Source organism: Nocardia sp. CA-107356, assembly GCF_050946365.1.
Lineage (GTDB): Bacteria > Actinomycetota > Actinomycetes > Mycobacteriales > Mycobacteriaceae > Nocardia.
Genome location: NZ_CP191992.1, coordinates 5,087,205 through 5,102,688 on the forward strand (window position 1 = coordinate 5,087,205; position 15,484 = coordinate 5,102,688).

Here is a 15,484-nt window from a genome sequence, read left to right on the forward strand (position 1 = left end):
GGTCTCCTCGTCGGTGTTGCTGGTCGAACGATATCCGAAGCTGTGGGGCGGCAATGCGACGGCATGACAGGGCGCTTGTTCAAAACGGCACATTGTCGGTGTGGGAGCGCGCAGAATCCGGATATGTCGACACAGCGATTCCATGCCTTCACTGATGATGTGCTCGCTGACCACGACGCGGTGGCCATCGCGGATCTGGTGCGTCGTGGTGCGGTCAGCGCGGCGGAGGTCGCCGCGGCGGCGCGGGCGCGGGCGGCGCAGGTGGATCCGACGTTGCGCGCCGTCGTGATCGAGACCACCGGGTTGATCTCGGGCGATGTCGATGCACCGCTGTTCGGTGTGCCGACCTATGTCAAGGACAACACCGATGTGCGCGGACTGCCGACCAACCATGGCACCGCCGCGTTCGTCGCGCGGCCGTGCGCGAAGGACGGGCCGTATACGAAACAGCTACTGAGTACCGGGATGACGGTGCTGGGCAAGAGTCGGCTGCCGGAGTTCGGTTTGAACGCGAGCACCGAGTTCGCCGTCGCCGAACCGACGCGTAATCCGTGGCATACCGAGTATTCGGCGGGCGCATCCTCGGGTGGTGCGGCCGCGTTGGTTGCCGCGGGTGTGGTGCCGATCGCGCACGGTAACGACGGCGGCGGGTCGATCCGCATTCCCGCCGCGTGCTGCGGCGTGGTCGGTTTGAAGCCGAGTCGCGGGCGGCATATCGACGGGCCGCAGGCGCGGTCGATGCCGATCAATCTGGTGTCCGAAGGTGTTCTCACTCGATCTGTTCGTGATACGGCGACGTATTTCGCTGCCGCCGAACGCTATTGGCGCAATCCGAAGCTGCCGCCGGTCGGTTTGGTGGAAGGTCCGGCGCGTCGGCGGCTGCGCATCGGGGTGATCGCCGATTCCGTCACCGGCACCGAAACCTGCCCGCAGACCCGCGCGGTCCTCGATGACACCATCGCCGTGCTGGAGAAGCTGGGGCATGAGGTGCGGCCGGTCGCACCGCCGGTCGGGCGGCGCTTCGTCGACGACTTCACCGTCTACTGGGGGCTCTTGGCGTTCCTGATCACGGTGGGCGGGAAGTTGGCAGTCGATCCACGGTTCCGGCCGAGCGGACTCGATGAGTTCACCCGCGGACTCGGTGCGCTGTATCGGAAGTCGATACTGCGCACTCCGGCCATCCTCTACCGCCTATCGCAGGTGCGACACGCCTACGACGAGATCACCCGTGACAACGAATTGGTGCTGTCACCGGTCCTGGTGCACACCACCCCGCAACTGGGCTATCTGAACCCGACCGTCCCATTCGACGAACTCTTCACGCGTCTGATCTCCTGGGTCGCGTTCACCCCGTTCAACAATGTCGCAGGCACACCGGCGATTTCGCTCCCCATGGGCACCTCGAGCGATGGCCTCCCGATCGGCATGCAATTCTCGGCCGCCCACGGCGACGAACGCACACTGCTGGAAGTCGCCTTCGCGCTGGAAGCCGAACGTCCCTGGTGCCGCATCCAGGACTGAGCTCGGGCTAAGCGGGAATCGTGAGCCACTCCTCGCCGAAGGGGCCGTCGCGACGCTCGATCATCGCCACCGCCTGTTCGCGCGCGGTCGTGATCTGGCGCTGCCAGGCCTCGGGCACCAGTCCCAGTCCGATGGCGAGCGCGTACTCGTCTTCGTCCTTCCAGTGGTAGGTCAGATCGGGTTCGACGACGAGGTCGATATGCAGGTCGCTGGTATCGACACCCTCTGCGGTCCTCATGAACGGCAGCTGGAAGTTGACATACCAGCACAGGAATTCGCCGCGCTCGTTCCACATCGGCGCGATGGCGAAGTAGCGGTCGGCGTACATGATGGCCAGCCGGGTGGTGCGCTGCCAGGTCCAGGTCGCCATCTCCCATTCCCCGGCGGGCATAGGCCTCGAGCAGCTGTCCACGGGCCGCGGGGTCGTTCTCGCGCATCGACCTGATCCACAGTGCCGGGCCGAGGCCGACCGTGCCGGGTGTCAGCAGTACCCGCAGTTCGTTGCCGCCGTCCTCGATGACCTGCTGTGGCCATTCGGTGAACGACCTGCCGTAGATCATGTCTCGAACAAGGATCGTTCGACCTGTGGGGAAGGGCGTCACGTCAGGATTCACCTAGGGGCGCGATGTGGTGGATGGTTCGATACGACTCATCGTAGCTCCGGACGTCGTCGTCGTTCTCGAGATACGAACTGCCCGTGAGGTTCTCGGATAGGCCCGGTTGGCTCTACTCGCTCGCCGTGGTCATCCGCGGAGCGAACTCGATGATCGTGAACAGCCACGCGAGGTGTCGGAGGGGGATTCCCAAGTCGACATCCGGACTTGCCTCTCGGAAAGACCCGGAACACCGCTTGACACCTATGGCTAATCCGATTAGCTTTACGGCTATCAACATTAGCCAGTGACGCATTGGGAGTTCGACATGACCGAGTACCTGACCATCGACGGTGGACAGATCGCCTACGAAGTGGCTGGCAGTGGCCCGCTGGTAGTTCTGTCGCACGGGATCGGTGACCGGCGGCAGGCGTATCGGCATTTGGCGCCGAAGCTGATCGCGGCGGGCTTTCGGGTCGCGTCGGCCGACCTGCGCGGGCACGGGGAATCCAGCATGAACTGGACGTCCCACGACGGCAGCGAGGCCATCTCCCGCACCGATGTCGCGGGTGACCTGCTCGCCCTTATTCGCCACCTCGGCGGGCCCGCGGTCATCATCGGCCACTCCATCTCCGGTGGTGCCGCCACCATCGCGGCCGCGCAATCTCCCGAACTCGTCAGCGGCATCATCGAACTCAACCCGTTCACCAAGACTCAGCAGTTCGACGTGGGTGCGGTATTCACCGTCGCGCGCTACCGCAGCGGTATGACTCGGCTGCTGGGCGCGATGATCTTCAAGAGCCTTGGGCTGTGGATGAGCTACCTGAATGTCGCCTACCCGATCAAGCCCGCCGACTACGACCAGTACATGGCAGAGCTGACCGAGCAACTGCGTGCACCCGGCCGGTTCGCGGAGTTCCTGAAGACCGGCAAGTCCACTCCGGCCGATGCCGAAGCGCAACTGCCCAACCTCAGCGTGCCCGCGCTGATCATCATGGGTACCGCCGACCCCGACTTCCCGAACCCCGAGGCCGAAGGCGATGCCATCGTGGCGCTCATGCCCGCGGGTCTGGGCAGTGTCGAATTGTCCGAGGGCTCCGGGCATTACCCACACGCGGACGCGCCCGAGCGGGTCGCCGAACTCGCCTTGGCCTTCCTTCGGGAGCATGCTCGTGCCTAGAGCCGGGCTCACCAAGGCCGACGTCGTTCGGGCGGGCGCGGAGCTCGCCGACGACGTCGGCTACGGCAATCTCGCAATGGCGCCGCTGGCCGACAAGCTGGGGGTTCGAACACCGTCGCTCTACAAACACGTCGCCAACCTGGCCGACGTGCAACGGGGTATCGCCGTCTTGGCCTTGACCGAACTCGACCGCCAGATCCGCGATGCCATGCACGGACTCTCCGGCGCCGACGCTTTGGCGGCCTTCGCCTGCGCATTCCGCGCCTACGTGATGGCGCACCCCGGCCGGTATACCGCCACCATCGGCGCCGAATTCATCGGCACCGATGATGATCCGTTGCTGGAACCCAGTGTCCGCCTGCTGGATTCGATGGCGGCGGTACTGCGCGGATACCACATCCCCGAGGCCGAGATGGACCACGCACTGCGTGCACTGCGCTGCGCGTTCCACGGGTTCGCCTCCCTGCAGGCCTCCGGTGGATTCCAGTGGACCGGTGACCCGGAGGTCAGCTTCGAGTGGATGATCGACTTCATCGATCGCGGATTGCGTGCCGGTCGGTAGGCGACTCCCGGTGCGAGCTCTGCGTGAACACGTGGGCGGCCCGCGCCTGCGGTCCGGAATCGGCTGTGGATCAGGCTGATTCGGCGCGCAGGGATTCGATGTGGATGCGCAGGTGGGCGAGGAGTTCTTCGGGGGAGTCGAAGTCGCTGGGGTCGATCGGAGTGCCGAAGCGGATGGTGACCGGATGGGAGCGGTCGAAGCCGGGGTGTTCGCCGCGCTGGGTGCGTAGCGGCAGGACATTGTCGGTGCCGGTGGTGGCGACCGGAATGATCGGAACACCGGTTGCCAGAGCGAGTTTCGCGACGCCCGGCTTGTACGGTTCGGATTCGCCCGACGGCAGGCATCGACCCTCGGGATAGATGAGCATGACGCCGCCGTGGCGCAGGATCCATTCGGCGTGCTCGAGGGCCTGCTGCCCGGATTCGGCGTCGCGTCGAACCACGGGCACATGCCCGAGCCGCCGCACCAACCAGCCCACCACCGGCCACGACCACAACTCCGCCATGGCCACCGCCATCGCGCGCCGCCGCAATGCGCCCCACAGGAATACCGCGTCGAGCATCGAAATGTGATTGCTGGCCACCAACACCGGCCCGCTGGCCGGAACGACCTCGCGGTTCACCACGGTCACACGAACGAACCGCGACCAGGCGATGAACCGCAGCAAGCGGCGCACCACCTTGGTCGTGAGCCACGCACGCTTACCCAACCCGACCGGACGACGCCGACCACGTCGAGGATCGGGCGATGACGGATCGTCTGCCATATTTGCTGCCCCCCGTGTTGTGCCGCGCCCATCACGTCGGCCTGTCGTAGCCAGACTATGGCATGGGCCCGACAATCTCCGTCCGGTTGGATACCTGCTGGTGCACGGCCTTGTGCCCCGCCCTGGCGCGGGTATCGGGTGGACACGCACTTCCCGCGCACGGGCACTCGGGTAGCCGAAATTGTCGGTGGTGCCGGGTATTCTGATCGCAGAGAGTATCCGTGGGGGAGGTCTTGATGTTGGTCATGACGGCCGTGGTCTTTGTACTCGCGGGAGCCGTGCTGGTCCAGTTCTATCCGATCGCCGCCATCGTGGCGTTCGTGATCGCCGCCGCATTCGCCGCAGTCGCGGTCGTGCGTTTCCTCCGCCAGCGCCGTCGCGCCGAACGGTGGACCGCCAGCGGTCGCGCCCGCGCTCGCGGCGGAGCCGCCGCGAGCGGCGCTGGCCTGGGCGCTTATATCAACGGCGGCGGTTGCGGCGGTGGCGATTCAGGAGGCGGCGACTCCGGCTGTGGCGGTGGTGGCAGTTGCGGCGGCGGAGGCTGTGGTGGTGGAGGTTGTGGCGGTGGCGGCTGATCGGGTCAGCGGCAGGCGTCGGAGATGCCGTCGAGCCAGTCGCGGATCGTTTTCTGTTGTTCGGGGGTGAATGCCGATTCCAGTTCGGCTTCGCGGCGATTGACGGCGATGCTGGCCTCGGCCAAGCGGCTGCGGCCGGATTCGGTGATGTGGATCTGGTGGGTGCGCCGGTCGGTCGGGTTCGGGCGGCGCTCGATCAGGCCTTCGGATTCGAGGCCACCGAGCATTTCGTTGGCCGCCTGACGGGAGCTGGCGACCGCGCGGGCGATCTCGGCGACCGACATTCCGGGATGCGCCTCGGTCATCATCAGGGTGGCATATTGCGAGGTCGAAAGACCAAAAGCCTTGAGCTCCTCGCCAATTGCCGCGCGCATATGAAGCCAGACCGTGCGGACCATAAAGGTCAGTGATCCGACCTCGTTGCGGTAGGAGCCCAACGCCCAGCCCTTCCTCCGAGATTGACAGGTTCCTGACGATTGCGCACAATCGTCAGGTTCCTGCCAATCATAGCGAAGGTTCCCATGACCACGTCTCCGACGCTGCCGAAGTCCAGGCAGCGATTGATCCTCGCCGTACTCCTGTCGTCCTCGCTGCTGATCTGGCTGGACAACACCATCCTCAGCACCGCCTTCGAGACTCTGGCCGACCCGCTCCGCGGACTCGGTGCGACACCCGCCCAACTGCAATGGGCCACCGGCTCCTACACCTTGGTCTTCGCCACCCTGATGTTCACCGCAGGCGCATTGGGCGACCGCTTCGGTCACCGAACCGTGCTGGCGACGGGCATGGCCGTCTTCGGCGGCTCCTCGATCGCCGCCGCATACGCCAGCGACGCGGGCCAACTGATTGCGGCGCGGGCCGCGATGGGAGTTGGTAGCGCGCTGATCATGCCCGCCGCCATGGCCATCCTCATGTGGACCTTCACCGGCCCCGCGCGGGCCACCGCGATCGGTATTTCCTCGGCATCAGCCGGTGTCGGCATCGCCGCGGGGCCGCTGCTCGCCGGAGTGCTGCTCGGCCATTACTGGTGGGGCTCGATCTTTCTCGTCAATATCCCGGTCGTGGCGGTGGCGTTGATCGGAATCGCCGTGCTGGTTCCGAACTTCCGCAGCCCCACCCCGCGTCCGCTCGACCCGACCGGATTGCTGCTGTCGATCAGCGGGCTCGCCACCTTGGCCTATGGACTGATCCGCGCGGGGCAGGTGGCCACCTGGAGCCGCACCGACGTGTGGGCGCCGATCATCGGGGGACTTGCCCTGCTGACCGCTTTCGTGCTCATCGAATTGCGTACCCGGCAGCCGAGTTTCGATCCCCGACTGCTCGCCCAGCGCATGTTCGGAGGCGGCAACGCGGCACTGGGATTGCTGCTGTTCGCCATGACCGCCGCCGGTTTCTACAGCGCGTTCTATCTGCAAGGCGCACGCGGCTTCTCGCCGCTGCAGGCGGGATTGGCCAGCTCCCCAGCGGCACTGGGCGTGATCATCGGCGGCCCGCTCGGGATCCGCCTGGTACACCGCTGGTCGCTGCGACCCGTCACCACCACGGCGCTGACCGTGGCGGGACTGGCCATGGGCAGCTTCGGATTCTTCGGGCTGCACACCCCCCTGATCTGGAACGAGATCGTACTTGCGGTCCAAGGCCTCTCGATCGGCATGGTGATCGGCCCGGTGACGGCGGCGCTGATGAACACCCTGGCGCTGGAACGAGCCGGTGCCGGATCGGCCGTCACCAACACCGTGCGACAAACCGGCAGCGTGCTCGGGATCGCGGTAGGCGGCACGATCATGTCGATCGCCTATCGGCGTGGGATCGACGCCGCCCTGCACGATCTGCCCGGCCCGATACAGGACACGGCACGGATCTCCGCCGAACAGGCACGCCATGCGGCGACCGCGATCGATCGGCCCGCCCTGGCCGATGCCGCCGATGACGCATTCATCCACGCCATGCACGTCGGCACGGTCTGGACCATGCTGATCGCACTCGGCGCGGCAGCCGTGCTGTGGATCGCCTTGCGTCCCACCAGAAAGTCCGTGATGCCAGAGCCCGTCCTGGAGCCGGCCGCACCGTAGCGGTATTGGAATCGTGCAGTTTTCGGTCCTGGCTCGGTGCAAGAGGGCTCGCCGGTGTCGTCACCAGAGTGGCCTCTTGAACTCGAGTGCGCAGGCCTGGCGGCGGCCGGGGCACCGACGCCGACGCACTGGTCTGATTCGGTGCGCGCACTACGGTGCCTGGAAGCCGCCGATCTTCTGCTCGAGTAATTCGGCCAGCCGCAGCGGGGTGCGGTCCTCGAACATCGGACCGATGAGCTGCACTCCCACCGGCATCCCCTCAGGGGACCGGCCCGCGGGTATAGCGGTGGCAGGCAGGCCGGGCATGGTGGCGACACCGGCCCAGACGAGCTGGTCGAAGTACGGGTACTCGACGCCGTCGATGTCGATGCGCCGGTCCTCCAGACCTCCGTTGTGGTCGTGCGGGAAGGCGGGAGTGGGCGTGATGGGGCACACCACGGCATCGACTTCGGCGAAGAGCTGCCGCCAGCCGTGGCGGTGCAGTTCGCGACGGTTGTTCGCCTCGACCCAGTCGCGGTGGCTGAGCACCATGGCGCGCAGCCGCGCCGCATCGAGACTCCGGTCGCCCGCGCTCAAGGCGGCGGCGTGGGTCCGCAGCTGTTCGTACACGTCGACAGAAAGACTCGTGGCGGCGTTCGACAGCATCAGCAGCATGTAGAGCGTCGCCGCTTCGGTCGGATCGGGCAGCAGCGGACTGCGCCGTTCGACGCGGGCGCCCTCGTCGACGAGCGCCTCGGCGACCCGGTTCACGCCCGCCCGCACCGCCGATCCGGTCGCAATGAGCGGATGGTCCTCGATGATCAGGACCCGGAAGTCCGACAGCCGCTCGTGGCGCGCGGGCGGCAGTGCGACGTCGTAGGCGACGCCGTGGGTCAGCGGGTCCGGTCCGGCCATCACGTCGAGCAGCAGCGCGAGGTCGCGGGCAGTGCGCGCCATCGGACCGACGACGGCGAGGTCGAGGTCGATCGGCAAGGCCGGCGCGGGCGGCGCGACCATGCCGCGGGTCGGCGCCAGCCCGAGTGTCGGCTTGTGCGCGTAGACACCGCAGAAATGCGCGGGGGTGCGCAGCGAACCGGCGAGGTCGGAGCCGATGGACAGCGCGCCGAATCCGGCCGCCAAGGCCGCCGCCGAACCGCCGGAGGATCCACCCGACGTGCGGCCGTGATCCCACGGATTGTTGGTGGTGCCGTAGATCTCGTTGAAGCTCTGAATATCTCGCAGCATCAACGGCACATTGGTCTTACCGAGCAGCACCGCGCCGGCCGCCTTCAACCGCGACACCTGTACCGCGTCCTCGGCCGGTACGTAGTTCGCGTGCTGCGGCATGCCCCAGGTCGTGGGCAGCCCGGCCATGTTGTAGGACTCCTTGACCGTCACCGGAATACCGAGCAGCGGCCCGTCTTCGCCGCGAGCGCGCGCCTGGTCGGCTTCGCGTGCGGCGGCTCGTGCACGGTCGAAATCTGGCACACAGATCGCGTTGATCGCTTTGTCGTCGCGTTCGATACGGGCGATCGCCTCATCGGTCAGTTCCACCGAGGTCACTTCACCGGCACGCAATGCGGCCGCGAGCTCTTCGGCCGCAAGAAAACTCCACTCCATGAATTGGACGGTATCGGTCTGCCGCAGCGGACATAAAATGCAGCTTCGCGCAAACGGGAAAGTCGAACGGGTGACCTTCAGTTCAAATTAACGCACTCGTTGTGTCATATCCCAGGTCATGGTGTCGGCAGAGCCGAATCGATTGGCGCAGGCCATGAAATGCCGTTTCGCACAACGGGACGGATGTCACAATGGCTACCGTGTTCCGCTCCGGCCGCAGACTGTCCGACCGGCCGCTGGTCATGGCGACGTGCGGCGAGAACGGTGCCGGCCCGGAATTCAGGAGACGTGCCCACGAGGCAGGTGGACCCCGTGCACGGCCGGAAATTGCAATTCATTCCCAAAACTGGTGAAGTAGTTGCGGAACGCTGGAATCATCCAGGTAGGGCGTGATTTTCGCGGCGACACGCTAGGGTGGCAATTGCTCTCAACCTGCGTCGCAGCCTTCATCGCGAGAATGTGCAGTGTTGCACTTAATGCAATTCATCCTAGTTGCTGACCTACAGGCCCAGTTTGGTGACGGCGTTGTCTTCCAAGGGGTTTGCGGTGCGGATGTAGTTGTGCACGGTGCGCGGGTTGGACCAGCGGCCCTGGCGCATGATTTCGCGGTCACTCGCGCCGCCGAGTGCGGCCTGGGTGGCGAATCCGGCGCGTAATGAGTGTCCGGAGAACAGGTCCGGATCCAGTCCGGCGCGGGCGGCGTAGCGTTTGACGAGCTCGGCGACGGCGCGGCCGGACATGGGTTCGGTGCCGATGCCGCCGTGGCGGGTGATGGTCGGAAACAGTGGGAGCGTGGTGTTTTCGGCGAGTGCGCTGCCCTGATAGCCGTGGCAGCGGTGGATCTGCGGTGACGTCGCGGGTGTGTCATCGAGCCAGGCGCGCACATCGCCACCGCTACGGTGAACTTCGAGCAGCTGGATCCAGTCGGCGAACGCACAGACCGGGCAGGTGTGTGGACGCTGGCCGCGGGGGAGCGCGACGCGCTGTTCGGCGATGCCGGTGGGATCGGTTTTGGTGGTCGGGAGTTGCACCAGCAGCAGCGGCTCCCCCGTGCCGTGGTCGATATCGACGCGCACATCCGCGATCCGCAACCCGGCAAGTTCGCTGCGGCGCAACGCCCCCGCGAATCCGACCAGCAACGCCAAGGCGTCGCGGCGTCGCGCGGGTTCGGTCGGCCATCGTGGTTCCGGCAGTCCCGCGAGCAATTGTTCGAGGGTGTGCAGCAGCACCGGGCGCTTGCGCTTGGGCTGCGTGCGGCGGGTCCGGCGGATGCCACGCAAGGTCAGGCGAACCACATCGGAACGGGTGGGCGATAGTAATCCGTTGGCGGCGTGCACGGCCGCGATAGCGGCCGATTTGCGTTCGAGGGTGGCCGCGCTGAACGCCCACCGCCCCGACCCATCGTCACTGTGACGCAACGCATCCGCCGCCGCGGCCAGGTACACCGCGACATCGAGCGGATCCGCGGGCAGCGCTTGGCGACCTTCCGCCGCACACCAGCCTTGCCACGCGATCCAATCGGTTCGATACGCCCGCAACGTATTCGCCGACTGCGACGCCTCCAGATAACGCCGCAACGCCCCGGCCTGCTCGTCATCGAACCGCTCGCGCACCAACCGCAGCGCGACAGCATCGACCAGCACACTGCGCACCCCACGCCGTAACTCCGTGCGCACCGACTCCGGCACTGCGACCACCGCATCGCCCACCCACTCGCTCCCATCTGCCGGCCCAGCGTCTGACAACCAAAGCCTATGCGTTCTCCCGCGATTCCCCTGGGGTCGCGACACGCGTCAGTCCGAGAGCGGTCGCAGCCGGTGGGCGTCGTCGAACAGGTAGGACTCGGCGACGCGGGCGGCGGTGAGCGCGGCGAGGGCGGTGGCCGCGAGCAGCATGTACATCACCACGATCTGGTAGCGAATGGCGGTCAGTGGGTCGACACCGGCGAGGATGAGTCCGGTCATGGCGCCGGGCAGGCTGATCAGGCCGACGACCTTGGTCGCGTCGATCGTCGGAATCAGGGCGGTGCGCAGCGCGGATCGGCGGTGCGGCAGGAATGCCTCGCGCGCCGAAAGGCCGAGGCACAGGCGGGCTTCGATGGCGGGGCGCGCAGTGCGGGCATCCTCGTGGAGTCGCCGTAGTGCGATACCGGTGGCCTGCATCGAGGCCGAAACGATCATGCCGCCGACCGGGACGACGACGCGGGCCTGAGTGGAGATCACCTCGAGCAGGATGAGTGCGCCGAGCGTAATGGCAGATCCGGTGCCGACGCCGATGGTGGCGGCCCGGCGTGATCGGGGCAGACCCTTGCCGCGGCGGCCCGCCACCTGTCCGGCGATCACGATCATGAGCACAACCCACCCGAGTGCGCCGGGTAATCCGGTGTGCCGGAACAGGATCAGCAGAATGGCACCGACGGCGACCAACTGCGCCGCGGCGCGGGTGGCGGCGATGAGCAGTTCGCGGGTCAGGTGCAGTTGCTGGCGGTACGCGATCGCGGCGGCCACCGCGACGAGCACGAGCGAGGTCGCGACACCCGGCCAACCGGGTATGGAAAGCTGTTCTGTCACTGAGGGTTCCGTTCATCGCTGGGGGACAGCTGCCCGTGCTGCAGAGTCCAGATGTCCTCGGCGACGTCGGTTACGAAGGCGGTGTCGTGGCTGACCAGGATGACACCGCCACCGCCCGCGGTGTGCTCGCGAATGAGAGTGCCGACCGCCGCGGCGGATTCCGCGTCCAGGGCCGAGGTCGGTTCGTCGAGTAACAACACCTCCGGTTCCACGGCGAGGGCCCGCGCCAGGCACACTCGCTGCGCCTGGCCACCGGACAGTTCGAGGCAACGCCGATCGCGAAAGTCCGGCAAGCCCACCCGGGCGAGCAGCGTATCGAGGCGATCGGCGGCGAGATCGGCACGGCCGACGCGGATCTCGTCGGCGACGGTTTCGGTGAGCAACATCGGTCGCTGCGGCACCAGCCCGATGCGACGGCGCAGGTCTGGCGCGTTGAATTGCGTGATCGGGACGTCATCGAGCAGGATCCGGCCGCCGCTCGGTTCGTCGAGCCGGTTGAGTAGCCGCAGTAGCGTGGTCTTCCCGGTGCCGCTGGGGCCGACCACCGCCGCACACCGCCCGCCGGGGAACGCCACGGTGATATCGGTGAGTATGGGCGCGGCCCCGTGGCTTGCACTGACCCGATCCAGACTGATGTTCGGCACCGTCCCACCCTTCCCTATCGGCGGAAATGCTGCCCAGTCGGGCGGGTCCGAGCCGAGGGGCGAGGGGCGAGGGGCGAGGGGCGAGGGGCGAGGGGTAACGATTCACCGCCCGCGGCCGACCTGACACTCGTTACTCGGTATGAAGTAGGTCCAGTGTGTCGAATTGGTGCATGGACCAGATGCGGCGCGAGCGTTCTTCGGGGTAGGGCTGGGTGGTTGGTTCGGCATTGTAGACGCGGGTGGTTCGTGTCTGTGGATCGTAAGGTGCCCAGTCGGGTTTGCCGCTTGTCGCGAAGCTCACCCAGTCGGTGCGCATGTGATGGCCGACCTGGGTGATTTCGTTCGCGGCGTTCGGGTGGGCGGAGCGGTGGGCGCGCACTTCGTCGGGGCTGAGGGTGCCGAAAATGAGCAGGAAGTCGAGACAGTGCGAGGCGCCCTGTTCGGAGTTGAAGCTCCAGGCCAGCTCGTAGAGCCGGACGGGTCCGCCGCCAGCGTGTGCGGCATCGGCGAGGTGCAGGCTGGGCATCCGAAACAGCCAGTCGCTGTTGAGAAGCTCATATCGTTGCCCGGGGGTCGCGTCCGGATAGGCGGTGCGGTAGAGCGCATTGCCATCTGTACCGGGTGCGAGGTGGTCGAATGCTGCGGTCATACGCGCCTCGGTCGGTTCACCGCCGGGCCGGGACGTGTAGAGCCGGTATTCGTCACGGGTGTGGCCGATGAGCAGGTCGATGTCGCGTGCGGCGCCGTCCGCGAGCGCCCGCCATGGTGCGCATGGCAGGACATCGCCGTCGACGACGGGTGAGAACGGTGTGGGTGTGAGTGCCATGGGCCCCCAGGATTCGACGAATTCCGCCATCTTGCCGATCACCGCGTCCGTCGCGTCGGTCAGTGCACGTGGTGGGACACTCGCCAGATCGCCCACGGTCGCCTGGACACCGAGTTGTGTGGTGATCGTTGCGGATATCGCGGTGGCGAGCCGTACAGAGAAGTAGGTGCCCGGCATGCTCTGACTTATCGCACGACGAAACAGTTCGGCTGCCATCGGCATAACGAGCAGGGCGGCAATGCACGCTCCGCCGGCGGACTGGCCGAAAACCGTGACATTGGCTGGATCACCGCCGAACGCCACGATATTGTCCTGGACCCACCGCAGTGCGGCGATCTGGTCGAGAATGCCGCGGTTGTCCGGGGCTCCGGCGATGCGGGCGAAGCCGTCGGCGCCGACGCGATAGTTCATGCTGACCACCACCACACCGGACCGGGCGAGCGTCGCACCGTCGCAATGTGGGTTACCAGTGTTGTTCTCGAGGTACGTGCCGCCCTGGATCCACACCATCACCGGCAGACCAGCAGCACCGAGGTCCGGTGACCAGACGTTGAGGGTCAAACAGTCGGCGGAACCGTCACCGAGGCGGCCGGACACCGACGACATCACCGAGCCTGTATGGCCCGCTTGGGGAACCAGTGGACCGAACTCCAGCGCATCGCGGATGCCATCCCACCGCTGTACCGGAACGGGGGCACCGAATCGACGGGAGCCGAACGGTGGCTCGGCGTAGGGGATACCCCGGAAGACCGCGACGGCGTTCTCCCACCTGCCACGCACGACTCCGGCGGTCGTGCGGATTTCGGATTCGATACTCACTCGGGGGCACTCACTTTCCCTTGGTAGGTCATTGACCGCATCGGAGCGAAGGTCTGGTGGGGTGACCCGGTGATGGTCACCCCACGGCAGTGACTGTCACCTGGCCCGCCGCGCAACCGCACCCGCGGCCACGACCACAACGAACCCGTCAGTCTGCGCCATCGCCTCTGGATCGCCTTGACTCTCAACAGTATTCAGCGCCAGTACATCCTCGCTCAGACAATCGGCACGCCGCTCTCCTGGAGCACGCTGCGTGCCGGCGTCGCCGAGTTCCCGCGGCAGCGAGTTGGCGGGATCGAGCGGCGAGCTTACCGGCGGCGGGCGGCGGTCAGGATGGCGTAGAGGCCACCGGCGACGAGGCTGCCGGCCAGCCATGAGAAGTCGGTATTGCCCAATGCCTTCGCCACTGGACCCTGCATGGCGGAAACCACGCCATACTGCCAGGACCAGCCGGCGAGCAGACCGGCGACGAGGCTGATCAGCCCGCGAATGTTGAACTTGCCGTATACCGAAGTGGCGGCATCGCGGTAGAGCTCGGGCACCGAGAAGGAGTGGCGACGCACCAGGAAGTAGTCGACGAGCAGGATCGACATCCACGGGCTGATCCACATCAAAATCGACACCATCCAGTTGTCGAAGGCGTGCGCGAAACTCGACGAGTTGATGAATACGGCCAAGACCATGGCGGCGACCACGCCCGCGAACAGCGTGATCTTCCACCGTGCGATACGGATGCCGATGGTCAATGCCGCCAGCGAACACGAGTACAGGTTGAGGATGTTGGTGGCTATCGGGCCGTGCATGATCAGCAACAGCACGGGCACTGCGAGCACTCCGAAAGCGCCGACGACGAGGGTGGACGGGTCGGAGCCGCCGCCCGCGCTCGCCAGGCACGCGCCGAGTGCCGCCAGCCACACGGTGGGCAGATACATTCCGGCCGCCGACGCCCAGAAAACGGTTCGGGCGCGCAACTTCGGGCGGGCGAAGCGGCTGTAGTCCGCGGCGTAGGGAATCCAGGTCAGGCCCCAGCCGACACCGATGGCCGTGACGAGTTGCGTTATCGCGGTGAGCTTCGCGCCGGGTGAGTCGGCCGCGGAGACGGTCCAGTCCAGATGTGTGCGGCCGAGTGCCACGACCGTCATCACCATCATGACCGCGATGGTGAGCGGCACGGTGTACTTCTCGAAGGTGCGGATCGCATAGAACCCGTACAGTGCGATGGCAAGCTGAACAGCCATAATGGCGGCCGCCACAATAACTTTCAGCTCCATTCCACCTCTGACGCCGAGCTGGTCGAGCACGGCCAGCACGAGATCGAGCACAACCCAGGTGTTCACCCCGACCCATGCCATGGTCAACAGACCTTGTACGACGGCGGGCAGCACGGCCCCGGTGATCCCGAAGGCCGAGCGCCCGAGCACCATCTGATTGACGGCGGTGCGCTGGCCGATGACATTGAACACGCCGAATACCGCGCAGCCGAACAGATTGCCGACAATGACGACAATCAAGGTTTCGAACAGGCTGAGCCCGAGGGTGATTCCGAGTGCGCCGAGCACCCAGTTGATGGGTGCGATATTCGCGCCGCACCAGACCCAGAACAGTTCCCACGGTGAACAATCGCGTTCCTGATCGGGAATGGGCAGCACACCGTGATCGTCGAACCGGACGCCGGTGTCGTCGAGGGCGGTGGCCTCGGCTGCGATGCTCGCGCTGCCGGGAGGTTGCGGGGATGACATGACTTTCTTCTTTCGTTA

The 15,484-nt window shown here is 66.3% G+C and carries 14 protein-coding genes; 5 read left to right on the forward strand and 9 right to left on the reverse strand.

Features of this window, described 5'->3' with window-relative positions; translation table 11 throughout:
* The first annotated feature begins 123 nt into the window (after positions 1-123).
* The gene (locus ACQP1G_RS22855) at positions 124-1,521 is read left to right on the forward strand and encodes an amidase (RefSeq protein ID WP_433207894.1); all 1,398 of its coding nucleotides are present in this window, start codon (positions 124-126) and stop codon (positions 1,519-1,521) included.
* Positions 1,522-1,528: 7 nt separating this feature from the next.
* Here ACQP1G_RS22855 and ACQP1G_RS22860 read toward each other — a convergent pair whose 3' ends face one another.
* Positions 1,529-1,891, reverse strand: a complete 363-nt coding sequence (locus tag ACQP1G_RS22860) for a DUF402 domain-containing protein (RefSeq protein WP_433207897.1) — start codon at positions 1,889-1,891, stop codon at positions 1,529-1,531.
* Between the two features lie 551 nt (positions 1,892-2,442).
* Between ACQP1G_RS22860 and ACQP1G_RS22865 the strand changes: the two genes are divergently transcribed.
* Both ACQP1G_RS22865 and ACQP1G_RS22870 read left to right on the forward strand, forming a co-directional pair.
* Positions 2,443-3,294 carry an alpha/beta fold hydrolase gene (locus tag ACQP1G_RS22865; protein ID WP_433207900.1) on the forward strand — a complete coding sequence of 284 codons (852 nt, stop codon included), beginning with the start codon at positions 2,443-2,445 and terminating at the stop codon, positions 3,292-3,294.
* Positions 3,287-3,856 (forward strand): TetR/AcrR family transcriptional regulator, encoded by a 570-nt coding sequence (locus ACQP1G_RS22870; RefSeq protein WP_433207903.1) that lies wholly within the window; start codon positions 3,287-3,289, stop codon positions 3,854-3,856. The genes ACQP1G_RS22865 and ACQP1G_RS22870 overlap by 8 nt, the downstream gene beginning before the upstream one ends.
* 70 nt (positions 3,857-3,926) lie before the next feature.
* Here the strand turns inward: ACQP1G_RS22870 and ACQP1G_RS22875 are convergent, their stop codons facing one another.
* A complete protein-coding gene (locus ACQP1G_RS22875; protein WP_433207906.1) occupies positions 3,927-4,622 on the reverse strand; it encodes a lysophospholipid acyltransferase family protein in 696 nt (231 codons plus the stop codon).
* 236 nt (positions 4,623-4,858) lie between these two features.
* Between ACQP1G_RS22875 and ACQP1G_RS22880 the strand changes: the two genes are divergently transcribed.
* A complete protein-coding gene (locus tag ACQP1G_RS22880) occupies positions 4,859-5,197 on the forward strand; it encodes a hypothetical protein (RefSeq protein WP_433207909.1) in 339 nt (112 codons plus the stop codon).
* Positions 5,198-5,202: 5 nt separating this feature from the next.
* Here the strand turns inward: ACQP1G_RS22880 and ACQP1G_RS22885 are convergent, their stop codons facing one another.
* Positions 5,203-5,571, reverse strand: a complete 369-nt coding sequence (locus tag ACQP1G_RS22885) for a MarR family winged helix-turn-helix transcriptional regulator (protein ID WP_433207911.1) — start codon at positions 5,569-5,571, stop codon at positions 5,203-5,205.
* Positions 5,572-5,718: 147 nt separating this feature from the next.
* On the opposite strand from ACQP1G_RS22885, the gene ACQP1G_RS22890 reads away from it, so the two are divergent.
* Positions 5,719-7,269 carry an MFS transporter gene (locus ACQP1G_RS22890; RefSeq protein WP_433207914.1) on the forward strand — a complete coding sequence of 517 codons (1,551 nt, stop codon included), beginning with the start codon at positions 5,719-5,721 and terminating at the stop codon, positions 7,267-7,269.
* 150 nt (positions 7,270-7,419) lie between these two features.
* Here ACQP1G_RS22890 and ACQP1G_RS22895 read toward each other — a convergent pair whose 3' ends face one another.
* The 6 genes from ACQP1G_RS22895 to ACQP1G_RS22920 all read right to left on the reverse strand — a co-directional run bounded on the left by ACQP1G_RS22895 (position 7,420) and on the right by ACQP1G_RS22920 (position 15,466).
* A complete protein-coding gene (locus ACQP1G_RS22895) occupies positions 7,420-8,868 on the reverse strand; it encodes an amidase (protein ID WP_433207917.1) in 1,449 nt (482 codons plus the stop codon).
* A 500-nt stretch (positions 8,869-9,368) separates the two neighbouring features.
* Positions 9,369-10,577, reverse strand: a complete 1,209-nt coding sequence (locus ACQP1G_RS22900; protein ID WP_433207920.1) for a site-specific integrase — start codon at positions 10,575-10,577, stop codon at positions 9,369-9,371.
* An 84-nt stretch (positions 10,578-10,661) separates the two neighbouring features.
* Positions 10,662-11,438 carry an ABC transporter permease gene (locus ACQP1G_RS22905; protein WP_433207923.1) on the reverse strand — a complete coding sequence of 259 codons (777 nt, stop codon included), beginning with the start codon at positions 11,436-11,438 and terminating at the stop codon, positions 10,662-10,664.
* On the reverse strand, positions 11,435-12,082 hold the full coding sequence (locus tag ACQP1G_RS22910) for an ABC transporter ATP-binding protein (protein WP_433207926.1): 648 nt from the start codon (positions 12,080-12,082) through the stop codon (positions 11,435-11,437). Before ACQP1G_RS22910 ends, ACQP1G_RS22905 begins: the two co-directional genes overlap by 4 nt.
* Positions 12,083-12,212: 130 nt before the next feature.
* Positions 12,213-13,727: a carboxylesterase/lipase family protein gene (locus tag ACQP1G_RS22915; RefSeq protein WP_433207929.1), complete on the reverse strand. Its 1,515-nt coding sequence runs from the start codon at positions 13,725-13,727 to the stop codon at positions 12,213-12,215.
* Positions 13,728-14,035: 308 nt separating this feature from the next.
* Positions 14,036-15,466 (reverse strand): cytosine permease, encoded by a 1,431-nt coding sequence (locus ACQP1G_RS22920; protein WP_433207932.1) that lies wholly within the window; start codon positions 15,464-15,466, stop codon positions 14,036-14,038.
* Positions 15,467-15,484 lie beyond the last annotated feature (18 nt).